Here is a 23361-nt window from a genome sequence, read left to right as displayed (position 1 = left end):
GCACGATCACGGTGCCCCCGATCGACTACGCGGCGATCGCTCCGCTGCTCATCGTGCTCGGCGCGGCCTGCGTCGCCGTGCTCGTCGAGGCGTTCCTGCCCCGGCACCAGCGGTGGCCCGCGCAGGTGGCGCTGTCGATCGTCGCGCTCGGCGGCGCCGGTCTCGCCCTCGGCCTGTACGCGGGCAGCGGGCCGGACGCGGTCACCACGCTGACCGAGTCGCTGGCGATCGACCGCCCGACGCTGTTCCTGTGGGGCACGCTGCTCGCCCTCGGGCTGGCCGGCCTGCTGCTGATCGCCGACCGCTCCGTCGAGCCGGGCGGCGCGATCCTCGCCTCCGCCGCGTCGCGCGCCGCCGTCGGCGGTGGCACCAGCGACCTCACCGAGCCGCCGGAGGACCGCTCCTACGGCACGCCCGGCCTCGCGCCGACCATGCAGACCGAGGTCTTCCCGTTCACGCTGTTCGCGCTCGGCGGGATGATGACCTTCGTCGCGGCGAACGACCTGCTCACGATGTTCATCGCGCTCGAGGTGCTGTCGCTGCCGCTGTACCTGATGTGCGGGCTCGCGCGCCGGCGCAGGCTGCTCTCGCAGGAGGCGGCGGTCAAGTACTTCCTGCTCGGCGCGTTCGCGTCGGCGTTCTTCCTCTACGGGCTCGCGCTGATCTACGGCTACGCCGGTTCGGTGCGGTTCCCGGAGATCGCCGAGGCCGCGGTGGGCTCCGTGCGCTCCGACGCCCTGCTGCTGGGCGGCCTCGCGCTGCTCGTGGTGGGCCTGATGTTCAAGGGCTCGGTCGGGCCGTTCCACACCTGGACGCCGGACGTCTACCAGGGCGCGCCCACGCCGGTCACCGCGTTCATGGCGGCCTGCACGAAGGTCGCGGCGTTCGGCGCGATCCTGCGCGTGCTGCACGTCGCGTTCGGCGACCTGCGCTGGGAGTGGCGCGGTGTCCTGTGGGCCATCGCGATCGCCTCGATGGCGATCGGCGCCGTCATCGGTCTCACCCAGACCGACATCAAGCGGATGATCGCCTACTCCTCGGTGGCGCACGCCGGCTTCCTCCTGCTCGGCGCGATCGCCGTCACCGAGCAGGGCGTGTCGAGCACGCTGTTCTACCTGCTGGCCTACGGCTTCACGACGGTCGCCGTGTTCGGCGTGATCAGCCTCGTCCGCGACGCGGACGGCGAGGCCACGCACCTCTCGCAGTGGGCGGGGCTCGCCAAGCGGTCACCGGTGGTGGCGGGTGTGATGACGTTCCTGCTGCTCGCCCTCGCCGGCATCCCGCTCACCAGCGGGTTCACCGCCAAGTTCGCCGTGTTCTCCGCGGCGCTGGACGACGGCATGGCACCGCTGGTCGTGATCGCGCTGGTGGCCAGCGCCATCGCGGCGTTCTTCTACGTCCGGGTGATCGTGCTGATGTACTTCAGCGAGCCGGCGGCCGACGGTCCCACCGTCTCGGTGCCCGGCGCGTTCACCACCGCGGCGATCACGCTCGGCGTCATCGTCACCCTGCTGCTCGGGATCGTGCCGACGCTGGCCCTGAACTGGGCCGGTGGCGGCGGGTTCCTCGGCTGACGACCGTGAAAAGCTGGGGGACGTGAACGCGAACGCGATTGCGGGCGTCGAGCTCGGGGACCCGGGCCTCGCCGCCGCCACGGAGGCGGGGCTCTCCCGCGTGGAGGACCTCCTGCACCGGGAGGTGTACAGCGACTACCAGTTCGTCACGGAGACGTCGCTGCACCTGATCGATGCCGGTGGCAAGCGGTTCCGGCCGCTGTTCACGCTGCTCGCGGCCCAGATCGGGCCGCGGCCCGAGGACGACGCGGTGTACACCGCCGCGGCCGTCGTCGAGATGATCCACCTGGCCACGCTGTACCACGACGACGTCATGGACTCGGCCACGATGCGCCGGGGCGCGGAGAGCGCCAACTCCCGCTGGGACAACACGGTCGCCATCCTCACCGGTGACTTCCTGTTCGCCCACGCCTCCCGCCTCGTGGCCGACCTCGGCCCGGACGCCGTGCGGATCATCGCCGAGACGTTCGCCGAGCTCGTCACCGGGCAGATGCGCGAGACCCGCGGCGCCCGCGCCGACGAGGACCCGGTGCAGCACTACCTCGCCGTCATCGCCGAGAAGACGGGGTCGCTGATCGCCACGTCCGGCCGCTACGGCGGGATGTTCTCCGGCTGCCCGCCCGAGCACGTGGAGGCGCTGCGCCGCTTCGGCGCGACGATCGGCACGGCGTTCCAGATCTCCGACGACGTCATCGACATCGCGTCGCCGTCGGACAGCTCCGGCAAGACACCCGGCACCGACCTCCGCGAGGGCGTGCTCACGCTCCCGATGCTCTACGCGCTGCAGGACAGCGGCGCGGCCGCCGACCGCCTGCGCGTCCTGCTCGCGCGGCCCATCAGCGACGACGCCGAGGTCGACGAGGCACTGGAGCTCCTGCGCAGCGGCGACGGTCTCGCGCGGGCGCGCGACGTCCTCGCCGGGCAGGCCACCGACGCGCGGGCGGAGCTGGGCAAGCTCCCGGCCTGCGCGGCCACCGACGCACTGGCGTCGCTCACGACGTACGTGGTGGACCGCACCGGCTAGACGGCGGCGGGGTTCGACTGGTGAGGCGCCCGCGCCCGTGGCACCGTAGTCGCGTCCGGGAGAGCACACTGGGGGCGCCGTGGCGGTGCGGGATGCACGAGCGCCCAGGCGCTGGGTGTGGTGGGCGCTCGCCCTGCTCACCGTCCCCACGGCGTTGGCGGCGGTCGCGGTCCTGGCACCGGTCGGCGAATCCCCCGCGCCCGGTCGGAGCGTGCCGGGGAACGACGCCGTCGCGGACCTGAGCATCGTCGCGGCCCCGACCGCCGCCCGGCCCACCCCGGCCGACCGTGACCCGGCTGCGGCCGAGCGGGAGCGGGTCACCGTCCTGCTCGCCGACCGGCCGATCGTCTTCACCGCTGACTCCGCGGACCTCACCGCCCCCGCGGCCGAGACCGTCCGGGAGGTGGCGCGGCTCCTCGCCGCTGTCCCCGGCGCGGCGGTGCTGGTCGAGGGCCACGCGGCGGACACCCCGGGAGGGCTGGAGGCCGCACGCCTGCTCTCCGAACGACGAGCGGACGTCGTCGCGGACGCCCTGGTGGCCGCGGGTGTGTCCGCGGAACGGGTCGCGACCCGGGGCCGCGGCGCGGAGGCGCCGCTGACCACCGTGGAACGGAGCCGTCGCGTCGAGATCAGCGTCCGGTAGGGGGTTCGGGATGTTCGGGCAGGTCTGGGTCCTGTGTGCGCTCTCCTTCGTCGCCGGGTCGGTCGTGACGTGGCTCCTGTTCGCCCGGCCGCCGCGCCGTCCACCGCCGACACCACCCCCGCCGGTGACGCCGATGGCGCCGTGGGCGCCGGACCCGGCGCCCGAGCAGCCGGCACCTCCTCCGCCCGTGCCGCCTGCGCCCGCGCCGCGATCCGCCGGGGAACCGGCCCTCGCGAACCTGGACACCCACCGCGACGACGTCCGGCGCCGGCACGCGGGCTCGGCCGCGGCGGGCGCCCTGGACCGCTGGGGCATCGGCGACCCGCCGCGAGCGCCCGAGATCCCGAGGCAGGCCGGCCCGGCCGACGCCCCACCCCCCGACACCCCCCGCTGAGCGCTGATCCGGAGGCACTTCGCGCACCCAGCATCCACTTCGCACAAGGCCCGCCTTGCGCGAAGTGGCCACCCGGTGTGCGAAGTGGTGCAACGATCACCGGCCGACCGCGAGTGCGTCGTCACCGACCTCCAGTGGGCGGTGCAGCTCGCTCGCAGCCAGCGGGGGTCAGCCGGCGATCGTCCAGGTGTCGCGGCCGTTGAGCATCGCCTGCAGGTCGGCGGTGCCCGTCGCGGTGGCCTCGGCGACCTGCGCGCGTGCCGCGTCGTCGTAGGTGACGCGGTCGGTGTTGCGGAAGATGCCGGTGACCGTGTGGTTGAGGTCCTGGTCCGAGAGCCGGGACAGGGCGAAGGACAGGTTCAGGTCGGTGGCGTCGTGCACCACCACCTGGTCGAGGTCCACCTCGTCGACCTTCGCCACGGCCAGCCCGAAGCCCTCGCGCACGACGGCGTAGCTGCCCAGCCCGTCCTCGGCCTCCGGGCCGAAGCGGATCGGCTCGCCGTGGCGCACCGGGATCACACGCTCGGCGGCGTCCTCGCCCTTGCGCAGCACGTCGAAGCTGCCGTCGTTGAAGATCGGGCAGTCCTGGAAGATCTCGACCAGCGCGCTGCCGCGGTGGGCGGCGGCCGCGCCGAGCACCGCGGTGAGGCCCTTGCGGTCGGAGTCGAGCGCGCGGCCGATGAACGAGGCCTCGGCCCCCAGCGCCAGCGAGATCGGGTTGAACGGGTGGTCGATCGAGCCCATCGGCGTGGACTTGGTGACCTTGCCCTCCTCGCTGGTGGGCGAGTACTGGCCCTTCGTCAGCCCGTAGATCCGGTTGTTGAACAGCAGGATCTTGAGGTTGACGTTGCGGCGCAGGGCGTGGATCAGGTGGTTGCCACCGATCGAGAGCGCGTCACCGTCACCGGTGACGACCCACACCGACAGGTCGGGCCGGGTGACGGCGAGCCCGGTGGCGATCGCCGGGGCGCGCCCGTGGATCGAGTGCATCCCGTAGGTGTTGAGGTAGTACGGGAACCGCGAGCTGCACCCGATGCCCGAGACGAACACCGTGTTCTCGCGCTTGATCCCCAGGGTGGGCAGGAACTGGCGCACGGCGGCCAGCACGGCGTAGTCGCCGCAGCCGGGGCACCAGCGCACCTCCTGGTCGGAGGTGAAGTCCTTGGCGGTCTGCTTCTCGTCGGTGGTCGGAACCCCGTCGAGGCCGCCCAGCTGGGGCAGCCCGAGGTCGATCGCGGTCATGCTCGCACCCCGTTGAGGTAGTCCAGGAACAGGTCCTGCAGCTCTTCGGCCTTGAACGGCAGGCCGGAGACCTTGGTGTAGCTCTTGACGTCGACGAGGTAGCGGGCCCGCAGCAGCAGCGACAGCTGCCCGAGGTTCATCTCGGGCACCAGCACGGTGCGGTAGCGGGCGAGCACGTCGCCGAGGTTGGCGGGCAGCGGGTTGAGGTGCCGCAGGTGCGCTTGGGCCACCTTGTGGCCCAACGCGCGGACGCGGCGGGCACCCGCGCCGATCGGGCCGTACGTCGAGCCCCAGCCCAGTACGAGCAGCTCGGCCGGGTTGTCGGGGCCGTCGGGGTCGTCGACCTCGAGGTCCGGCACCGGGATGCCGTCGATCTTGGCGGCGCGCAGCCGGACCATGCGGTCGTGGTTGTCCGGGTCGTAGGAGATGGCGCCGCGGCCGTCGGCCTTCTCCAGGCCGCCGATGCGGTGCTCGAGCCCTGCGGTGCCGGGCACGGCCCACGGGCGGGCGAGCGTGTCGTCGTCGCGCAGGTACGGCCAGAACTCGCCGGACCCGTCGGGTGCGTTGGGCTCGGTGGCGAAGCCCGGGTCGACCGTGGGCAGCGTGGAGGCGTCGGGCACCTTCCACGGCTCCGACCCGTTGGCCAGCGAGCCGTCGGACAGCAGGATCACCGGCGTGCGGTAGGTGACCGCCATCTGCACGGCCTCCAGGGCGGCCTGGAAGCAGTCGCCGGGCGAGCGCGGCGCGATCAGCGGCAGCGGCGCCTCGCCGTTGCGGCCGAACATGGCCTGCAGCAGGTCGGCCTGCTCGGTCTTGGTGGGCAGCCCGGTGGAGGGCCCGCCGCGCTGCACGTCGACGACCAGCAGCGGCAGTTCGAGGGCCACCGCGAGGCCGATCGTCTCCGACTTCAGCGAGATGCCCGGCCCCGACGTCGTGGTGACGCCCAGCGCACCGCCGAACGCCGCGCCCAGCGCCGCGCCGACGCCCGCGATCTCGTCCTCGGCCTGGAACGTGGTGACGCCGAAGGACTTGTGCTTGGACAGCTCGTGCAGGATGTCCGACGCCGGCGTGATCGGGTACGAGCCGAGGAACACCGGCAGGCCCGTGACCTGCCCGGCCGTGACGATCCCGTAGGCGAGCGCGGTGTTGCCGGTGATCTGGCGGTAGGTCCCGACGTCCAGCTTCGCGGGCGCCACCTCGTAGGTGACGGCGAAGGCCTCGGTGGTCTCCCCGTAGGCGTGACCGGCCTTGAAGGCCAGGATGTTGGCCTCGGCCAGGTCGGGGCGCCGGGCGAACTTCTCGCGCAGGAACCGCTCGGTGCCCTCGTGCGGCCGGTGGTACATCCAGGACAGCAGGCCGAGGGCGAACATGTTCTTCGCCCGCTCCGCGTCCTTCTTCGACAGCCCGGTCTCCTCCAGCGCCCCGCGGGTGAGCGTGGCCATCGCGACCGGGAACACCGAGTACTGCTCCAGCGAGCCGTCCTCGAGCGGGTTGGCCTCGTAGCCGACCTTCGTGAGGTTGCGCTTGCTGAACTCGTCGGTGTTGACGATGAGGATCCCGCCCGCAGGCAGGTCACCGATGTTGGCCTTGAGCGCGGCCGGGTTCATCGCCACGAGCACGTCGGGGCGGTCGCCCGGGGTGAGGATGTCGTAGTTCGCGAAGTGCAGCTGGAACGACGACACCCCGGGCAGGGTGCCCGCGGGTGCCCGGATCTCGGCGGGGAAGTTCGGCAGCGTCGAGAGGTCGTTTCCGAACGCCGCGGTCTCGGAGGTGAAGCGGTCGCCGGTGAGCTGCATGCCGTCGCCGGAGTCGCCGGCGAACCGGATGACGACGCGGTCGCGCTGCTGCACCTCGCGTCCGCCGTCGGACGGTGCGGGAACCTGGTCGACGGCGGTGTCAGAAGTCATTCGAGGTCGGTCCTCGGGTCGACGGGGCGTGCCACGGATCTCCCATCGAGGTTAGCTCTCGTTGCGCTCGAGTGTCGTTCTACCCCGGTCCACGTCACACCGCGTCGTTCGGCTGTGCGCAACCCGCCGTCAACGGCCGGACTTGCTGATCCTCGCCTGGAGTTCGGCGAGGCGCTCGGCGAACTCGGGCGAGCGCACCGACTCGGCCTGGGCGCGCACCTCCACCTCCACCGCCTCGGCCTGGCTCGTCATCCCCGCGGTCAGCCGCAGCGTCGCCTTCGTGGTGCGCACGAGGTCGCGCGCCGCGGCCGCGGCCCGGGCGGCGAGCTCGACGGCGGCGGCCACCACGTCCTCGGCCACGCGGTGCACCAGCCCGATCCGCTCGGCCTCGGCGGCGTCCACGACCTCGCCGAACAGCGTGAGCGCGGCAGCGCCCTGCGCGCCCAGCACCCGGTGCGCCATCCACGTGTAGCCGCCACCGGGGTGCAGGCCGAGCGGGAGGAAGCGGGCGTCGAACCGCGCGCGGGGCCCCGCGAGCCGCAGGTCGCAGGCGAGCGCGAGGTTCAGCCCGGCGCCGACGGCGGCGCCGTTGACGGCCGCGATCGTGGGCAGCGGGCAGTCGGCGACGGCGAGGAAGCCGCTGTAGACGGTGCGCAGCGTGTCGGGGTCGGCCGTGGCGAGCTCGGAGAGGTCGCCGCCCGCGCAGAAGGCGGGGTCCTCGCCGGTGATGACGATCGCGCCCACGCCGTCGTCGGCCGTGGCGGCGCGCAGGGCGTCGACCAGCTTCGCGGACAGTTCGATGTTCATCGCGTTGCGCCGCTCCGGGTTGGAGACGGTGAGGACGGCGACGCGGTCGGTGATCTCGGTGCGGACGTCGGTGGCCATGGCCCGCATCCTGCCTCGGACCGCGCTGTTCCGCGGCGAGGTGTCGCTCACGTCGCCCCCACCCGGAACACGACCGAGTGGTTGCTCGTTGAAGCACACGGGGGAGGAAGGACCCGACGTGCACAAGTCGATGAACGGGCTCAAGACGGCGCTGCTGCTGGGTGGTCTGAGCGCTCTCGTGCTGCTCGTCGGCTCGATGTTCGGTCGTGGCGGTCTGGTGATCGCCCTGCTGGTGGCGCTGGGCGTCAACGGCTACGCGTACTTCAACTCCGACAAGCTGGCGCTGCGCGCCATGCACGCCCGCCCGATCACCGAGCCCGAGCACCCCGTGATGTACCGCATCGTGCGGGAGCTGTCCCGAGCGGCGCGCCAACCCATGCCGCGGCTCTACGTCAGCCCCACCGCGGCGCCCAACGCGTTCGCCACCGGCCGCAGCCCGCGCCACGCGGCCGTCTGCGCCACCACCGGCCTCCTGCAGATGCTCGACGAGCGGGAGCTGCGCGCGGTGCTGGGCCACGAGCTGTCCCACGTCTACAACCGGGACATCCTCATCTCGTCCGTCGCCGGTGCGCTCGCGTCGATGGTGAGCTTCCTGGCCAACATCGCGATGTTCGCCGGCCTGTTCGGCGGCGGCGACGAGGAGCGGCCCAACCCGATCGCGATGCTGCTGATCGCGCTGCTCGGGCCGGTCGCGGCCGGCGTCGTCCAGATGTCGGTGAGCCGGTCGCGGGAGTTCCAGGCCGACGCGAGCGGCGCCGCGCTCACCGGTGACCCGCTCGCGCTCGCCTCGGCGCTGCGCAAGCTCGAACGCGGCACGCAGCTGGCGCCGCTGCCACCCGACCCGCAGCTCGTGTCGCAGTCGCACCTGATGATCGCCAACCCGTTCCGCACCGGCGAGCACCTGAGCCGCCTCTTCTCCACCCACCCGCCGCTGGGCGAGCGCATCCGGCGCCTGGAGGAGATGCACCTGCACCGGTCGTGAGTGTCGGACCTCGCGGGCATCCTGGGCGGGTGCCGGATCCGGATGTCGCCACCACCAGCGAGTACGGCGTGCTGGGCGTGCGCACGGAGTCCCGGTCCGGGGCCCACAGCTTCACGCTCGACCGGTACCCGCCCGCCGCCGGGCTCGCCGAGCTCGTGGAGCGCTACTGGGTCGTCTCGTGGGAGCTGCCGCCCGGGCGCGAGGCCTCGATCACGCTGCTGCCGCACCCCTGCGTCAACGTCGTGCTCGACCGCGGCCGGCTCACCGTCTCCGGCGTCGGCAGCGACCGGTTCACCTACGCCTACCGGGGCGCGGGCGGGGTGTTCGGGATCAAGTTCCGGCCCGGTGGGTTCCTGCCGTTCCTGGGCGGGCCGCTGTCCGACATCACCGACGCCGTGCTGCCCGCCGAGCAGCTGTGGGGCCCGGCCGCCACGGTGCTCGCCGAGCGGATGACGGCGGCCACCGGCCTCGACCGGCGCGTCGCGCTCGTCGAGGCGTTCCTGCGCGAGCGGTGGCCGGAGCCGGACCCGCAGGTGGCGCTCGTCCAGCGGATCGTCGCCGCGCTGCTGCACGACCGCACGATCGCGCGGGTCGAGGACGTCACCGGGATGTTCGACATCAACCCGCGCACACTGCAGCGGCTGTTCCAGCGCTACGTCGGCGTCAGCCCGAAGTGGGTGCTGCGCCGCTACCGGCTGCACGAGGCCGCCGCGGTGCTCGCCCGCGAGCGGCACCGGCCGTGGGCGGAGGTGGCGGCCGAGCTGGGCTACTTCGACCAGAGCCACTTCATCCGCGACTTCACCGCCGCCATCGGCATGACACCCGGTGCCTACGCCCAGGCCTGCCGGCGGATGGAGGCGCCGGTCAGCGCCTGAGCGGGGCCGTGGCGAGCACCGATCAGCCTGCCGGGGACGATCACGGGCACCGCGCGGGGAGAGATCGCAGGCCCGGCGCGCCCGTCCGGCAGCGGGTCGCACCAGCCGTCGGACGTGGACCACGCTCGATTCGGAGCACCGCCCGCCCGTGTCACCGGCCGAACAGCACGTACCCGGCCCACACCGAGCCGGCGATCACTCCGACGTAGCACAACGCGGTGATCGGGGCCCGCAGCCGGCTGAGCTGCAGCCCGTCGAAGAGCGTGTAGCGGAACCGGTGGGCCCAGTGCAGCAGCGCGAGCACGCACAGTCCGAGGAGCACGATCTGGACGAGCGGGTGGCGCAGCAGCGCCGCGAACTCGGCGTGCGCAGGTGGGGCCAGCACACCCAGCGGGAAGAGCACGCCGAAGAGCAGCAGCAGCACCGGGACGAGCAGCGCGGAGACCATCCCGCCCGCGCTGAACAGCAGCCACGCCGCGGCCTCGGCCCTCGACGGCCTCGTCATCACAGCACCACCACCAGCATCCACGCCACGACCGCGGACGCCACGAACCACGCGCCGAAGTGCCCCGCGGCGACCATCCGCGGCGGCACCTGATGCCCCTGCATGCGCACTACGAGCGCCTTCGGCGCCAGGTTGAACCACGTCACGGCGTGCAGCAGGACGAACGCCAGCGCGACGAGGTTGACCGCGAGGATCCCCGGGCTCGCGCCCCAGCCGAGGAACGTCTCGTAGGCCGCGGTACCGCGGTGGACGGCGGCGACCAGGAGCAGGAAGTGCACCACGAACCACGCGACGGCGACGCTCGACAGCTCCCGCAGCACGAACAGCAGGTACGAGCGGCGGCGCACCCACCAGAGCAGCGGGACCGGTTGCCGGTACTGCGCGGTCATCGCTTCCCCCACGGCAGCAGGGTCCGGGCGGCGGCGGTGAGCTTGTAGCGCTGGATGGCCCCCGCCGGGTCCACGCCCTTCGGGCACGCCCGGGTGCACTCCCCGACGTAGGTGCACGCCCACACGCCCATGTCCGTGGCGAGCACGTCCAGCCGCTGGTGGGCGCCCTCGTCCCGGGAGTCGAGGTTGTAGCGCTGGGCGAGCGCGATCGCGGCCGGGCCGAGGAAGTCCGGTTCGATCCCGTACACCGGGCACGCGGCGTAGCAGAGCATGCAGTTGATGCACATGCTGTACTGCTTGTACGCGTCGAGCTGGCCGGGCGTCTGCAGGAACTCGACGTCGTCGATCGTCGCGGCGTCCTCGCGCACCAGCCAGGGCTTGACCTCGGGCAGCTTGTGCAGGAAGTCGTCGATCCCCACGACGAGGTCGCGGATCACCGGGAAGTTCGCCAACGGCTCCACGCGGACGGGCCCCGGCGCGTAGTCGGTGAGGAACGTGCCGCAGGTCAGCGCCGGGTCGCCGTTGACGGTCATCCCGCAGCTGCCGCAGATCCCCATCCGGCACGACCAGCGGAACGACAACGTCCCGTCCAGGTGGTCCTTGACGTAGTTCAGCCCGTCGAGGACGGCCCAGTCCTCGCGCATGGGCACCGCGTACTCCTGCAGGGTCGGCACGCTCTCGGACTCCGGCCGGTAGCGGGTCACCTGCAGCGTGATCGTGTCGGGCACGGTGCTCACCTCCCGTAGACCCGCTCGCCCGGGGGCCAGCGGGTGATCGTCACCGGCAGGTACTCGACCTGGGGCGCTCCGCTCGGGACACGACTGACGAGCGAGTGCGCGAGGAAGCGCGTGTCGTCGCGGCGGGGGAAGTCGGTGCGCTGGTGGGCGCCGCGCGACTCCTCGCGGCGCAGTGCGCTGGCCACCATCGTCTCGGCCACGTCGAGCATGAACCCGAGCTCGAGGGCCGCGACCAGCTCGGTGTTGAACGTGCGGCTGGTGTCCTCGAGGGTCGCCTTGTCGAACCGCTCCCGCAGCTCCTGCAGCTTCTCGGTGCCCTCCACGAGCGACTCGGTGTCGCGGAAGATGCCGACGCTGCCCTCCATCGTGTGCTGCATGTCCGTGCGCACGTCGGCGATCCGCTCCCGCCCGTTGCGGCGCGCGAGCAGGTCGTGCTCCAGGCGCCGCCGCTCGTCGGCGACCTGAGCCTCGACGACGGGGGCCGCGCCCTTGTGCGCAACGGCGTACTCAGCGGCCGCGATCCCGGCCCTGCGGCCGAACACCAGGCACTCGGGCAGCGAGTTCGAGCCGAGCCGGTTGGCTCCGTTGATGCTCACGCAGGCGACCTCGCCCGCGGCGTACAGGCCGGCGAGCCCGGTGGCACCGTCGATGTCGGTGTGGACGCCGCCCATCATGTAGTGCTGCACCGGCCGCACCGGGACCAGCTCGTGCACCGGGTCGATGCGCTCGTAGGCCCGGCACAGCTCGCGCACGAACGGAAGCTTGGCGTCGATCACCTTCTCCCCGAGGTGGCGCAGGTCGAGGTAGACGACCGGGCCGTAGGGCGTGTCGACCGTGTTGCCCTTCTCCTGCTCGTGCACGAAGGCCTGGGAGAGCCGGTCGCGCGGGCCGAGCTCCATGCTGCGCAGCACGGGCTCCGGCGACGGTGTGCCGAGGTCGTAGTCCTGCAGGTAGCGGTAGCCGTCCTTGTTGAGCAGCCAGCCACCCTCGGCCCGTGCCGCCTCCGTGATCAGGATCCCGGTGAAGGGCAGGCCCGTCGGGTGGTACTGGACGAACTCCATGTCCTTGAGCGGGGCGCCGGCCCGGTAGGCGAGCGCCATCCCGTCCCCGGTCTTGATGTTGCCGTTGGTCGTGAACGGGAAGACCCGCCCGCACCCGCCCGTGCACAGGACGACGGCCCGCCCGGTGACGGCCTCGATCCGCCCGGTCGCCAGCTCGATCCCGACGACGCCGCGCACCCGGTTCTCGTCGCGCAGCAGCGTGGTGGCGAACCATTCGTCGTAGCGGACGATCTGCGGGTACCGCAGCGACGTCTGGAACAGCGTGTGAAGCAGGTGGAAACCGGTCTTGTCGGCGGCGAACCAGGTGCGCATCTTCTTCATGCCGCCGAACGCCCGCACCGCGACCTCGCCGTCGGGCTGGCGGCTCCACGGGCAGCCCCAGTGCTCCAGCTGCAGCAGCTCGCGCGGCGCCTCTTCGACGAACGCCTCGACCGCGTCCTGGTCGCACAGCCAGTCGCTGCCCGAGACGGTGTCGTATGCATGCTCGTCCAGGCTGTCGTCGCCGGCGATCGCGGCGGCGGCCCCGCCCTCCGCAGAGACCGTGTGGCTGCGCATCGGGTACACCTTCGACACGACCGCCACCGAGAGCTGCGGCTGCGCCTGCACGATCGCGAGGGCAGCGCGCAGCCCCGCGGCACCGCCTCCCACCACCACCACGTCGTGGTCCGACATCCCGCGCTACTCGGCGTGCTCGGCGGACAGCTCATTCAGCAGCACTCGGCCGTCGTGCCGGGTCACCCGGGTGCGACAGCTGCCGTCGTGGAACTGGTGCGAGATCGAGCGGCAGCCGCACGCGTACGACACGTCGTCGCACCGGATGCCGGAGCCGTCGTCCTCGAAGTAGCGCGCGCCGCTCACCCGCTTCCCGCACGGCGCGCGTTCGCTGGTGAACGGGGTCCTCGTGCCGATCATGACCCACCTCCGCGCGTCGGTCATGTGACCGACGTCACGTTCATGGCACAACGCGACAGGTGATCGAGTCAAGCACTCTTCTGGCTCACGTCAGGGTGGTCATGACGAACGCGGCCGCCTCGGCGATCACGGCCTGGTCGTACGGGGCGTCCTGGGCCGCCTTGCTGGACATGACGGAGACGACGAGCGGCGCGCGGTCCGGGGGCCACACGATCGCGATGTCGTTGAGCGTCCCGTAGTCGCCGGTGCCGGTCTTGTCCGCCACCGTCCAGCCCCGCGGAACGCCGGCGCGGACGCGCTCGGCGCCGGTGGTGTTGCGCTCCAGCAGATCGCGCAGGAACGCGCGCGCCTCGCCCGGGAGGGCGTCGTCCAGGACGATCCGCTGGTAGTCGGTGCCCAGCGCCCGCGGTGAGCTCGTGTCGCGCGGATCGCCCGGCGTGGCCTCCACGATGTCCGGCTCGACGCGGTCCATCCGCGTGACGGTGTCGCCGAGGCCGCGGGTGTAGGCCGTCAGCTCGGCAGGGCCGCCGAGGTCGCGCAGCAGCAGGTTGCCCGCCGTGCCGTCGCTGAAGCGGACCGCCGCGTCGCACAACTGCCCGATCGTCATCCCCGATGCGACGTGCTCGCGGGTGACGATCGCGCTCTTGAGCAGGTCACCCTCGCCGTAGGTCACGACGGTGTCCAGGTGGGACATCGGGTTGCGGTGCAGCACGGCGGCCGCCGCCAGGCCCTTGAACGTCGAGCAGAACGCGAACCGCTCGTCCGCCCGGTGGGCGATGGTGGCGCCGCTGCCGGTATCGAGGGCGTACACGCCCAGCCGCGCGTCGAACCGGCGCTCCAACTCGAGCAGGGGCGCGAGGTCCGGTGCCGGGGCGGCGGGCGGAGGGGGAGGGGGAGGGGACGCGGGTGCCGTGATGCCCGCGCATCCGGCGAGCGGCAGCAACGCCGCCATCCCCAGCAGCGCTCGACGTCCGATCGTGCGTTCCACCGTCATCCCCCGAACGACGTTGCGCGACGCCGCCGCTACGGCGCGGCGAGCACGCAGAACTCGTTGCCGGAAGGATCCAGGAACAGGAGCCAGGGCAGCTCACCGGGGTCGCCGATCGGGCTCGCCCCCATCGCGACGAGCCGCTCGGTCGGGTCGTCCTCGCCCGCCTCGCGGCGGACGTCGAGGTGCAGGCGGTTCTTCCCCCGCTTCGGCTCCGGCTCGGGGCAGAGCTCGAGCAGCGGTCCGACGCCGGACGGGTGCCGCAGCGTCGCGGCACCGGGCATCCCCTCGCCCGGCACCCAGCCGGTGATCGCGGCCCAGAACTCCGCGTCGCGGTCGGGGTCAGCGCTGTCCAGCGGCAGCGCCGCGATCGGGCCCGTCCCGCGGTAGACCGCGCGCTCCTCCATCACGCAGAACGCGTTGCCCTCCGGATCGGCGAGTACCACCCACGGCACGTCGCCCTGGCCCACGTCGGTGTGCGCCGCACCGAGGCCCAGCAGGCGCTCCACCACCTGACGCTGCTCCGCCCCGCCCTGCAGGTCGGGGTGCAGGCGCGCCGGAGCCGTGGACGGCACAGCGACCCGTTGGAAGCACAGGTCGAGGAACGCGTCCTCGCCCAGCGTCATGCGGGCCTCGAACGCGTCCGGCTCGTCGGTGATCGGCTCGGCCCCGAGCGCCGCTGCCCAGAACCGGCCCAGCCGGTGCGGGTCGCGGGCGTCCCAGACGATGTTCTCGAGTCGCACTGCTCGCACGCTCCTCGCGCTGGCCCCGGGTCGGGATGGTGCCGAACATCATCGCGGCCAGGAGTTGATCGAGCAACGGGTATTTCTATACCGCGCCGTGCTACGGTCGGTATAGAAATACCACTACTGGTGACGTGAGGTACTCGTGATCGAACTGAAGACGCCCGCGGAGATCGCCTGCATGCACGTGACCGGGCGTTTCGTCGCCGAGGTGCTCGACGAGGTGGGCCGGCTCGCCGATGTGGGTGTGAACCTGCTGGACCTGGAGCACCACGTGCGCGGCATGATCGAGCGGCGCGGCGCCGAGTCGTGCTACTGGGACTACGCGCCGTCCTTCGGGCGCGGCCCGTTCCGCAACGTCATCTGCCTGGCGGTCAACGACGCCGTCCTGCACGGCATGCCCCACGACTACACGCTGCGCGACGGCGACGTGCTCACCGCCGACCTCGCGGTGGGCATCGACGGCTGGGTGGCCGACTCGGCGCGCACGGTGATCGTCGGCACCGCGGCCGAGGAGGACCTGCGGATCGTCCGCGCCACCGAGGAGGCGCTGGAGGCGGCGATCGACGTGGCGCGTCCGGGCAACCGCCTGGGCGACATCTCGGCGGCCATCTGGGCGGTGGCTCGGGACCACGGCTACCCCGTCAACGACGAGTTCGGCGGTCACGGCATCGGCCGCACCATGCACGAGGACCCCCACGTCCCCAACAAGGGCCGAGCGGGCCGCGGCCTCACGCTCCGGCCGGGTCTGACCCTCGCGCTCGAACCCTGGTTCGCCCGTACCACCGACCGGATCGTCCACGACGCCGACGGCTGGACGATCCGCTCGGCCGACGGCTCGCGCACGGCCCACTCCGAGCACACGGTGGCCATCACCGAGGAGGCCCCGCTGGTGCTCACCCGGCGCGCTCCCAGCATGACGAACGGCACTCCCGTCGGTACCTAGCCGACGAAAGTGCCGTTCGTCACCTGTAGTTGGTGAACTGCAGGGCGATGCCGAAGTCCTTGCCCTTCAGCAGTGCGATCACGGCCTGCAGGTCGTCCTTCTTCTTGCCCGAGACCCGCAGCTGGTCGCCCTGGATCTGCGCCTGGACGCCCTTGAGCTTCTCGTCCCGGATGGCCTTGCTGATCTCCTTGGCCTTGTCCTGGGCGATGCCCTGCAGGATCTTGCCGCTGACCTTGTAGGTCTTGCCCGAGACGGCGGGCTCGCCCACCTCGAACGCCTTCAGGGAGATGCTGCGCTTGATCAGCTTCTCCTTGAACACGTCGACCGCGGCCAGTGCCCGCTCCTCGGTCTCGGACTCGATCGTCACGGCCTCCTCGCCCGCCCAGGCGATCGAGGTGCCGGTGCCGCGGAAGTCGAACCGCTGGGAGAGCTCCTTCGCGGCCTGGTTGAGGGCGTTGTCGACCTCCTGTCGGTCGACCTTGCTCACCACGTCGAACGACGGGTCTGCCACTGCGTGCCTCCTCGCCGGCCGGGCCCCCTGCGGAACCCGGTTCGTCGCTGTCGTATCCTCGTTGCCGCGCCACGGCGCACCCCGGCAGGTTGCCCGAGTGGCCAAAGGGAGCGGACTGTAAATCCGTCGGCTTAGCCTACGAAGGTTCGAATCCTTCACCTGCCACACCCGGGGAAACGGCCCCTGACCAGCGGAGACGCGGGTCAGGGGCCGTTCTCGTCTGTCCGGCCACTCCACGCGCCACCCGGACGAACGGCACTCTCGTCGGTACCTGGCCGACGAAGGTGTCGTTCGTCATGCGAGCTTCGACCGCCACCTGACAGCGCTGTTATATTAGCGCTGTGACATCTCCGGATCCCACGAGGTCTCGCGATCGGTGGCAGCCGCTGCGCGACCTGCTGGCAGAGGTCGAGGCCGAGATCGAGAACGTCTACAAGGCGCGTGGCCTGCACGAGGTGCGCCCGCGGTACGCCTATCCGCTGCTCCGGCTGGCCCATGCCGGGCCGATGACGATCCGCGAGCTCGCCGAGTCGCTCGACCGCACCCACTCGGCGATCAGCCAGACCCTGGCCGGCATGCGCCGGGAAGGGCTGGTCGACTCGGAACCCGGTGAGGACGCCCGCACCCGGCGGATCACGCTCACCGAGCGGGGCCGCTCGCTCGTGCCGTTCCTCGAGGCGGAGTGGCGGGCCACCGAGCAAGCGGTTGCCCAGCTCGACGACGAGGTGATGCCCCACTCGCTGAGCCGGGCGGTCGTCGCCACGGCGGAAGCGCTCCGTCGACGCAGCATGGAGGACCGCATCTCCGACCTCATCGGTGACGCCATGCCTCCGGTGTCGCCGGACGACCAGGAGGCGGCACGGCGGGCGGCCACCGGCGAGGGTGCCGCGACGTCCGGGCCCGGTGTGGGCACGTGAGCGGGCCCGGCCGGGTCCGGGCGGCGCATGTCGTGGTCCAGCGCGTGACGTGCTCGGAACGGCGCGACCACGCGGGACCGGCCGCGGTCACCGCTTCCGAGGAGGCGTAGTGCGGACGGGTCTGCTGGACACCCGCCCGCTGCGGACCTCGCCTGCGTTCCGGCGGCTCTGGATCGGGACGGTGGCGATCCGCTGCAGCGGGCAGATGGCCGTTGTCGCGGTGCTGTACCAGGTGTGGGAGCTGACCCGCAGTCCCCTGTGGACCGGGGCGATCGGCGTGGCGACGGCCGTCCCGAACATCGTGCTCGGCCTCCTCGGAGGAACGATCGCCGACACGTTCGACCGGCGGCGAGTCGTGCTGCTGACCAGCTCGGGTGCGGTCGCCGCGGCGACGCTGCTGGCGGCGCAGGCGGTGGCCGGGCTCGGGTCCGCACCCCTCGTCCTCGTCCTGGTCGCGGCGCAGACCTCCTGCACCGCGCTGGGGGCGGCGTCGCGGCGAGCGATCATGCCGCGACTGCTGCCGCAGTCCCAGGTCGCGGCCGGGGTCGCGCTCGACCTCGCCGCGTTCCAGGTGGCGATGCTGGTCGGCCCGGCGGTGGCCGGGGTGGTGCTGGCCGGCTGGGGTCCGAGCTGGGTCTACACCGTCGACGCTCTGGCGATCCTGATCGCGCTGTACGGGGTTGTTCGGCTGCCGCCGATGCGTCCCGAGGGCGGCTCGACCCGGGCCGGACCACGCGCGACCGGCGAGGGGCTCGCGTTCCTCTGGCGGCGCCCGGCGCTGCGCGGGGTGCTGGCCGCCGACCTGGCCGCGACCGTCCTGGCGATGCCGGTCGCGCTGTTCCCGGTGATCAACCAGGAGCGCTTCGGCGGTGACCCGCACACCCTCGGACTGTTCCTCACCGCGGTCGCGGTCGGCGGGATGACCGCGGGGCTGCTGTCGGGCCTGGTCACCAGCGCCGTCCGACCGGGCGCGGTCATGCTCGGAGCGGCCGCGGTCTGGGGCGTGGCGCTGGCCGGGTTCGGTCTGGTCGACGGCCTCGTCGCGACGCTGACCTGCCTGGCCGTCGCGGGCGCCGCGGACACCGTGTCGGTGACCTCGGGCGGAACGCTCGTCCAGCTGGAGACACCCGACGGGTTCCGCGGCCGGATCAACTCCGCGCAGTACGCCGTCGGTGCGGGCGGCCCGGGTATCGGCGACGCACGGGCCGGGCTCGTCGCCGGCCTGGTGTCCGCCTCGGCGGCGGCCGTCAGCGGTGGGGTGGCCTGCGTGCTTGCGGTCATGGTGATCGCCGGCACGCATCCCGCGCTCCGACGCTGGCGGCACCCGGACCCCGTCGACGACCGAGCCTGACCGCGTCAGACCGCCGACGTCATGATCGTCGAGCAACTCAGGACGGCTCTCCGTAACAGGCGGCGATCGCCGCCCCGCGCTCGCGCAGGGAGGTGCGCAACCACTGGGGGGCGAGGGCTTCCGCGTTCGTGGCGAGCTGCCACAGCGCCCACTCGGCGTGCCACGGATCTTGGAAGCTCACCTCGAGCCGTAGCCTGCCGTCGGCGTCGGTCTCCTCGGTGTGGACGGCCAGTGCGGTGTCCACCAGGTCCGCCCGCCGCGCCGGGTCCACCCGCACCAGCACGGTGACCTGGTCGCCGCCGCTCCGGAACCGCGTGCTGCGTTCCTGCCATGCCCGGTCCAGGTCGACCCGCTCCGGTCGCTGTGCCGGCTCGCTGAGCTCCTCGGCCGCCAGCACCCGCGACAGCCGGTAGGTGCGGTCCGCGCCGGACCTCGTGGCCAGCAGGTAGCCCTGGTCGCGCACGGTGACCAGGCCGATCGGGTCGACCGTACGCCACTCCGGCGCCTGGCCCGGCACCGCGTAGTGGATGCGCAGCTTGTGGCCGGCGAACACCGCGCGCCGGACCTCCGTGACGACGGCGTCGGGAACCTCCTCGGCGACCTGCCGGCGCGAGAGGAGGTCGGTCTCCGGGTCGATCAGCAGTCGTCGGGCGGCCTCGTCCGCGGTGGCCCGATAGCTCTCGGGCAGCGCGTCGGCCACCTTGAGCATGGCCGACGCGAGCGCCGAGCCCAGGCCGAACACCTGCGCGCCGCGCCGCGATCCGGCGACCAGCAGGGCGAGCGCCTCGTCGTGGTTCAGCCCGGTGAGCTCGGTCCGGAAGCCGGGCAACAACGCGAAACCCCCGTGCCGGCCGCGTTCGGCGTAGACCGGGACGCCGGCCGCGGACAGCGCCTCGATGTCACGCAGCACGGTGCGGGGGGACACCTCCAGCTCGCGGGCCAGCGCGTCCGCGGTGAGCCGGCCGTGCCGGCGCAGCAACAGCACCAGCGAGACGAGCCGGTCGGCGCGCATGCAAGATCTCCAGCGAAATACACGACAAGAGATGTCGTGATTTGTCGGGAGGCTGACGTCCGCACGAACTCGACGGATCGAATGGAGCTGGTACGGCGATGGAACGGACGGCGGTCAACCCCGTGGCGTGGTCGGTGGCGATGGGATTCAACCAGGGCGAGGTGATCTCGGGACACACCCGGACCCTGTACATCTCGGGGCAGACCGCGATGAGCGGCGACGGCGAGCCCCGGCACAGCGGTGACATGGCGGCGCAGCTGGCGCTGTCCGTCGACAACATGGAGGCCGTGCTCGGCGAGGCCGGCATGTCGCTCGCGAACCTCGTCCGGCTGGGCGTCTACACCACCGACGTGGATCTGCTCTTCCAGCACTACGGCGTGCTGGCGTCGCGGCTGGGTGCCGCCGCCGTGGCCCCGACCACCACGATGCTCGGGGTCACCCGGCTGGCGATCCCCGGTCAGATGGTCGAGCTCGAGGGCACCGCCGTCGCGTGACAGCACCTCGCCCGTCGGTCAGCGGACGACGCGGCCGCGGACGATCACGTGCTCCGGGTGGTCGAGGGCCGCGAGGTCCGCGCGCGGGTCGTCGCGGAAGACGAGGAGGTCGGCGGGCGCGTCCTGGACGATCCCGGGATACCCGAGCCACTCGCGCGCGGCCCACGACCCCGCGCCCAGCGCGTCGTGCGCGGACAGGCCGGCGGCGGCCAGCCAGCGGATCTCGCTCGTCAGCGATCCGGGCGGGAGGTCCGTCCCGGCGAGGACCGTGACGCCGGCCTCGTGGGCGTCGCGCACCAGGCCCGTGTGACGGGCGAACCCGCTGGTGAACCACGCGCGCAGCCCGGCAGGCACGTCGGCGGAGTCCATCAGGGGCAGCAGCTCCGCGAACGTCGACGCGGTCGGGACGAGGACCGTCCCGGCCGCGGCGACGTCGTCGAGCACGTCGGTGGGCAGGTGCATGCCGTGCTCGATCGCGTCGACCCGCGCGGCCACGGCGGCTCGCCCGCCCGCTTCCGACTGCGTGTGGACGGCGACCCGCCCGCCGGTGGCGTGGACCGCGCGGGTGGCGTCGGCGACGAGCGCGGCCGGCATCGTCGGCGCGTAACCACCCTCGTCGGTCATCCAGTCGATGATCAGCTTGCACCAGCCGGACGCGCGAGCCTCCTCGGCGGCGGCCTGCGCGACGCCGCCCGCCGGCACCTGACGGCCCCAGCCGGGGAAGAACCCGCCTTCCACGGCCACCGGCAGGCCGGCGTGGACCACGCGCGGGAGGTCCGGCCGCTGCCCGAACCACCCGGGTAGGCGGCTGGCGGAACCGGGCACGCGCAGCAGTGCCGTTCCCGCCCGGACGTGCGCGGTCCCGTCGGCGACGAGCTGGTCGTCGTCGAGCGGGGCGCCGATGCCGACGGTGCCGGGGTGGCAGTGCGCGTCGACCAGCGCGGGCACCAGGTAGCCACCGGAATGCAGCGTCGTCGCGCCGGGCAGGGGCTCGAGGCTGATGCGGTCGCCGCGCACCCAGACGTCGCGGGAGGTCCCGTCCGGGAGCACCGTTCCCCGGAGGTGGACGGTCGGCACGCGGGTGCCCGCGGTCACGGCTTCTCGGCGGCGCCGACCGCCTCGGCGACGAGGGCGCGCCAGCGTTCGACGCCGGCCGGGCCGTCGGGCAGCCCCACGGCGACCCAGCTGCGCATGGGCTTCTTCCCCATGTACGGGACGTCGGCGTCGCCCGCGGTGAGCAGCGCGTCGGCGGTCTCCGGGGGGAGCTGCAGGGCCAGCCGGTCGTCGTGGAAGAACGCGACGTTGCGCCCGCCGACGGTCAGGCAGTCCCGTCCGAACATCATCCGCCGCCCGGCCCCCGGTCGCTCCAGGTGCTCGGCGGCCAGGTCCTCGAACACCTCGCGCGCAGTGGTCACCCGCACAGTCAAGCCGAGGACCGCAGCGCGCGCCGTTGACCCCGGGCGGAGGACACCCCACAGTGGCCGCGTGACTTCCCGGTGAACCGCGCCCTCGCGGTGCTGACCGCCGGTGCCTACCTCGCGCTGGCGCTCGGGTCCCTCGGTTCGGCGGACCCGGTTCCGCTGCTGCTGCTCGGGGCGGTGTTCACGGTGCTGGGCACGGCCGGGTTCCTCTGGGTGCGCAGGCGGGGCGGGCTCGGGTGGGCCGTCGCCTACGTCACAGTCCAGCTGGCCCTCGCCGTCGCCGTCTTCGCGAACGACCCGGGCGTCGGGGCCACGCTGCTGCTCGTCGCACTGGTGTGCCAGTGCGTGCTGCTGCTCCCGCTCCCGGGCACCGCCGTCGTGGTCGCGCTCGTGCCGTTCCTGCACGCCGGCATGCCGTGGGAGGAGGCGCTGCGCGAGGGCTCCGGCCTGCTCGCCGCGGTGCTGTTCGCGGCGGTCGTGACGGAGCTGCTGCGCCGCGAGCAGGAGACCCGTCGCGCGCTGGCCGAGGCCCACGCGCAGCTGCGCGACTACGCGTCGCAGGCGGAGCGGCTCGCGACGGCGCAGGAGCGCAACCGCGTGGCGCGCGACATCCACGACGGGCTCGGCCACGTGCTCACCGTCGTCCAGATGCAGGTCAAGGCGGCCCGGGCGGTGCTGCGCGCCGACGTCGAGCGGGCCGACGCCGTGCTCGCGAAAGCGCAGCAGCAGTCCGAGGAAGCGCTGGCCGAGGTGCGCCGGTCGGTGGGCGCGCTGCGCGAGCCGCGGTCGGTGCCGCCCCTGCGCGAGGCGCTGCGGGTGCTGGCCGAGGAGACCTCGGCCGCGGGCGTCCCCACGGAGCTCGCCGTGCGCGGCGTGGAGCGCGCGGTGGCCGACGAGATCCGGGAGGCGCTGTTCCGCGCCGCGCAGGAAGGGCTGACGAACGTCCGCAAGCACGCGCGTGCCACCCGTGCCGATCTCGTGCTGGACTACGCGGACGACGCGGTCCGCGTCGAGGTCCGGGACGACGGGACGGGCATGGCCGACGGGGCGACGACGGGCTTCGGCCTGCTGGGCCTGCGGGAGCGCGCCGCGCACCTCGGCGGCCGGTTGCAGGTGGAGCCGGCGCCGGACGGGGGCTGCACGGTGCGCATGGAGGTGCCCGGTTGAGCGCGGTGCGGGTGCTGCTGGTGGACGACCAGGCGCTGTTCCGCGAGGCGCTGGCCACGCTCCTGGCCGTCCACCCCGACGTCGAGGTGGTCGGCGAGGCGGGGGACGGCGACGCGGCGCTGCGCCGGGCCGCCGAGCTCGCGCCCGACGTCGTCCTGATGGACCTGCGGATGCCCGTGCTCGACGGCATCGCGGCGACGCGCAGGCTGCGCGTCGAGCTCCCCGCCGTCCGGGTGATCGCGCTGACGACCTTCGACGACGACGAGGACGTGTTCGCGGCCCTGCGCGCGGGTGCCGTCGGCTACCTGCTCAAGGACGTCTCGTCGGCGCGGTTGGTCGAGGCCGTGCTCGCCGCGGCCCGGGGCGAGTCGGTGCTGCAGCCCTCCGTCGCGGCGAAGGTCGTGGCCCGGTTCGCCCAGCTGCCCGAGACCGCGCCGGACCCGCGGCCGCAGCCGCTGGTCGTGCCGCTGTCGGAGCGTGAACTGGAGGTGCTGCGGTTGCTGGCCGACGGTCGCAGCAACCGGGAGATCGCCGGCGCGCTCTTCCTCGCCGAGGGCACCGTCAAGAACCACGTGACGAACGTGCTGGCCAAGCTCGGCGCCCGCGACCGCACCCAGGCGGCGCTGCGCGCCCGTTCCCTCGACCTCCTGTGACGGGGGGGTCATGCCCGGACGTGACCCC

26 protein-coding genes and 1 tRNA gene are annotated in these 23361 nt (G+C 72.9%); 13 read left to right on the top strand and 14 right to left on the bottom strand.

The genetic code is table 11. The annotated features are described in order from the left end of the window. The first annotated feature begins 5 nt into the window (after nucleotides 1-5). The 4 genes from nuoN (at nucleotide 6) to FB558_RS11415 (ending at nucleotide 3635) form a co-directional block, all read left to right on the top strand. Nucleotides 6-1574, top strand: a complete 1569-nt coding sequence (gene nuoN, locus FB558_RS11430) for an NADH-quinone oxidoreductase subunit NuoN (protein WP_425468020.1) — start codon at nucleotides 6-8, stop codon at nucleotides 1572-1574. Between the two features lie 22 nt (nucleotides 1575-1596). After that, complete coding sequence (locus tag FB558_RS11425; protein WP_142051500.1) at nucleotides 1597-2598, top strand: polyprenyl synthetase family protein; 1002 nt, start codon at nucleotides 1597-1599, stop codon at nucleotides 2596-2598. Nucleotides 2599-2677: 79 nt separating this feature from the next. Continuing rightward, nucleotides 2678-3241: an OmpA family protein gene (locus FB558_RS11420; protein WP_142051498.1), complete on the top strand. Its 564-nt coding sequence runs from the start codon at nucleotides 2678-2680 to the stop codon at nucleotides 3239-3241. 10 nt (nucleotides 3242-3251) lie between these two features. Next, the gene (locus tag FB558_RS11415) at nucleotides 3252-3635 is read left to right on the top strand and encodes a hypothetical protein (protein WP_142051495.1); all 384 of its coding nucleotides are present in this window, start codon (nucleotides 3252-3254) and stop codon (nucleotides 3633-3635) included. Nucleotides 3636-3803: 168 nt separating this feature from the next. Here the strand turns inward: FB558_RS11415 and FB558_RS11410 are convergent, their stop codons facing one another. The 3 genes from FB558_RS11410 to FB558_RS11400 all read right to left on the bottom strand — a co-directional run bounded on the left by FB558_RS11410 (nucleotide 3804) and on the right by FB558_RS11400 (nucleotide 7669). Continuing rightward, a complete protein-coding gene (locus tag FB558_RS11410) occupies nucleotides 3804-4877 on the bottom strand; it encodes a 2-oxoacid:ferredoxin oxidoreductase subunit beta (protein ID WP_142051492.1) in 1074 nt (357 codons plus the stop codon). Continuing rightward, a complete protein-coding gene (locus tag FB558_RS11405) occupies nucleotides 4874-6784 on the bottom strand; it encodes a 2-oxoacid:acceptor oxidoreductase subunit alpha (protein WP_142051489.1) in 1911 nt (636 codons plus the stop codon). The genes FB558_RS11410 and FB558_RS11405 overlap by 4 nt, the downstream gene beginning before the upstream one ends. Nucleotides 6785-6913: 129 nt before the next feature. Then, nucleotides 6914-7669 (bottom strand): enoyl-CoA hydratase, encoded by a 756-nt coding sequence (locus FB558_RS11400; protein WP_142051486.1) that lies wholly within the window; start codon nucleotides 7667-7669, stop codon nucleotides 6914-6916. 118 nt (nucleotides 7670-7787) lie between these two features. Between FB558_RS11400 and htpX the strand changes: the two genes are divergently transcribed. After that, nucleotides 7788-8651, top strand: a complete 864-nt coding sequence (gene htpX, locus FB558_RS11395) for a zinc metalloprotease HtpX (RefSeq protein WP_142051483.1) — start codon at nucleotides 7788-7790, stop codon at nucleotides 8649-8651. Between the two features lie 29 nt (nucleotides 8652-8680). Then, a complete protein-coding gene (locus FB558_RS11390; RefSeq protein ID WP_142051480.1) occupies nucleotides 8681-9526 on the top strand; it encodes a helix-turn-helix domain-containing protein in 846 nt (281 codons plus the stop codon). A gap of 151 nt (nucleotides 9527-9677) precedes the next feature. On the opposite strand, the gene FB558_RS11385 is transcribed toward FB558_RS11390, so the two are convergent. From FB558_RS11385 to FB558_RS11355, 7 genes are all read right to left on the bottom strand, one after another. Further along, nucleotides 9678-10031, bottom strand: coding sequence for a succinate dehydrogenase/fumarate reductase transmembrane subunit (locus FB558_RS11385; protein ID WP_142051477.1), 354 nt, complete (start codon nucleotides 10029-10031; stop codon nucleotides 9678-9680). Then, entirely contained in the window at nucleotides 10031-10432 is a 402-nt protein-coding gene (locus FB558_RS11380) for a succinate dehydrogenase/fumarate reductase transmembrane subunit (RefSeq protein ID WP_211366295.1), read from the bottom strand. Before FB558_RS11380 ends, FB558_RS11385 begins: the two co-directional genes overlap by 1 nt. After that, nucleotides 10417-11148: a succinate dehydrogenase iron-sulfur subunit gene (gene sdhB, locus FB558_RS11375; RefSeq protein WP_142051474.1), complete on the bottom strand. Its 732-nt coding sequence runs from the start codon at nucleotides 11146-11148 to the stop codon at nucleotides 10417-10419. Before sdhB ends, FB558_RS11380 begins: the two co-directional genes overlap by 16 nt. A 5-nt stretch (nucleotides 11149-11153) precedes the next feature. Continuing rightward, nucleotides 11154-12890 (bottom strand): fumarate reductase (quinol) flavoprotein subunit, encoded by a 1737-nt coding sequence (gene frdA / locus FB558_RS11370; RefSeq protein WP_142051470.1) that lies wholly within the window; start codon nucleotides 12888-12890, stop codon nucleotides 11154-11156. A gap of 6 nt (nucleotides 12891-12896) precedes the next feature. Further along, nucleotides 12897-13130 carry a hypothetical protein gene (locus FB558_RS11365; RefSeq protein ID WP_211366292.1) on the bottom strand — a complete coding sequence of 78 codons (234 nt, stop codon included), beginning with the start codon at nucleotides 13128-13130 and terminating at the stop codon, nucleotides 12897-12899. 85 nt (nucleotides 13131-13215) lie between these two features. Then, entirely contained in the window at nucleotides 13216-14124 is a 909-nt protein-coding gene (bla, locus tag FB558_RS11360; protein WP_142051467.1) for a class A beta-lactamase, read from the bottom strand. Nucleotides 14125-14153: 29 nt separating this feature from the next. After that, on the bottom strand, nucleotides 14154-14861 hold the full coding sequence (locus tag FB558_RS11355) for a VOC family protein (protein ID WP_142051464.1): 708 nt from the start codon (nucleotides 14859-14861) through the stop codon (nucleotides 14154-14156). Between the two features lie 145 nt (nucleotides 14862-15006). Between FB558_RS11355 and map the strand changes: the two genes are divergently transcribed. Beyond that, nucleotides 15007-15807: a type I methionyl aminopeptidase gene (map, locus tag FB558_RS11350; protein ID WP_142051461.1), complete on the top strand. Its 801-nt coding sequence runs from the start codon at nucleotides 15007-15009 to the stop codon at nucleotides 15805-15807. Between the two features lie 19 nt (nucleotides 15808-15826). Here the strand turns inward: map and FB558_RS11345 are convergent, their stop codons facing one another. Further along, complete coding sequence (locus tag FB558_RS11345; RefSeq protein ID WP_142051458.1) at nucleotides 15827-16318, bottom strand: YajQ family cyclic di-GMP-binding protein; 492 nt, start codon at nucleotides 16316-16318, stop codon at nucleotides 15827-15829. A gap of 83 nt (nucleotides 16319-16401) precedes the next feature. On the opposite strand from FB558_RS11345, the gene FB558_RS11340 reads away from it, so the two are divergent. The 3 genes from FB558_RS11340 to FB558_RS11330 all read left to right on the top strand — a co-directional run bounded on the left by FB558_RS11340 (nucleotide 16402) and on the right by FB558_RS11330 (nucleotide 18586). Continuing rightward, nucleotides 16402-16483, top strand: a tRNA-Tyr gene (locus tag FB558_RS11340). Between the two features lie 176 nt (nucleotides 16484-16659). Next, nucleotides 16660-17235, top strand: a complete 576-nt coding sequence (locus FB558_RS11335) for a MarR family winged helix-turn-helix transcriptional regulator (RefSeq protein WP_142051455.1) — start codon at nucleotides 16660-16662, stop codon at nucleotides 17233-17235. 109 nt (nucleotides 17236-17344) lie between these two features. Then, nucleotides 17345-18586 (top strand): MFS transporter, encoded by a 1242-nt coding sequence (locus FB558_RS11330; protein ID WP_142051452.1) that lies wholly within the window; start codon nucleotides 17345-17347, stop codon nucleotides 18584-18586. Between the two features lie 37 nt (nucleotides 18587-18623). On the opposite strand, the gene FB558_RS11325 is transcribed toward FB558_RS11330, so the two are convergent. Further along, complete coding sequence (locus FB558_RS11325) at nucleotides 18624-19598, bottom strand: helix-turn-helix transcriptional regulator (protein ID WP_142051449.1); 975 nt, start codon at nucleotides 19596-19598, stop codon at nucleotides 18624-18626. Between the two features lie 98 nt (nucleotides 19599-19696). Between FB558_RS11325 and FB558_RS11320 the strand changes: the two genes are divergently transcribed. Next, nucleotides 19697-20092: a RidA family protein gene (locus FB558_RS11320; protein WP_142051446.1), complete on the top strand. Its 396-nt coding sequence runs from the start codon at nucleotides 19697-19699 to the stop codon at nucleotides 20090-20092. An 18-nt stretch (nucleotides 20093-20110) separates the two neighbouring features. Here the strand turns inward: FB558_RS11320 and FB558_RS11315 are convergent, their stop codons facing one another. Continuing rightward, nucleotides 20111-21187 (bottom strand): amidohydrolase family protein, encoded by a 1077-nt coding sequence (locus tag FB558_RS11315; RefSeq protein ID WP_246106367.1) that lies wholly within the window; start codon nucleotides 21185-21187, stop codon nucleotides 20111-20113. After that, on the bottom strand, nucleotides 21184-21507 hold the full coding sequence (locus FB558_RS11310; protein WP_142051443.1) for an MmcQ/YjbR family DNA-binding protein: 324 nt from the start codon (nucleotides 21505-21507) through the stop codon (nucleotides 21184-21186). Before FB558_RS11310 ends, FB558_RS11315 begins: the two co-directional genes overlap by 4 nt. A gap of 81 nt (nucleotides 21508-21588) precedes the next feature. Between FB558_RS11310 and FB558_RS11305 the strand changes: the two genes are divergently transcribed. Continuing rightward, entirely contained in the window at nucleotides 21589-22680 is a 1092-nt protein-coding gene (locus tag FB558_RS11305) for a sensor histidine kinase (protein WP_142051440.1), read from the top strand. Continuing rightward, a complete protein-coding gene (locus tag FB558_RS11300) occupies nucleotides 22677-23333 on the top strand; it encodes a response regulator (RefSeq protein WP_142051437.1) in 657 nt (218 codons plus the stop codon). The genes FB558_RS11305 and FB558_RS11300 overlap by 4 nt, the downstream gene beginning before the upstream one ends. Nucleotides 23334-23361 lie beyond the last annotated feature (28 nt).

This window comes from Pseudonocardia kunmingensis (assembly GCF_006716445.1).
Taxonomy (GTDB): Bacteria; Actinomycetota; Actinomycetes; order Mycobacteriales; family Pseudonocardiaceae; genus Pseudonocardia; species Pseudonocardia kunmingensis.
Note: the sequence above shows the minus strand (reverse complement) of the source record. Positions and strands in the feature narration are given on the sequence as shown.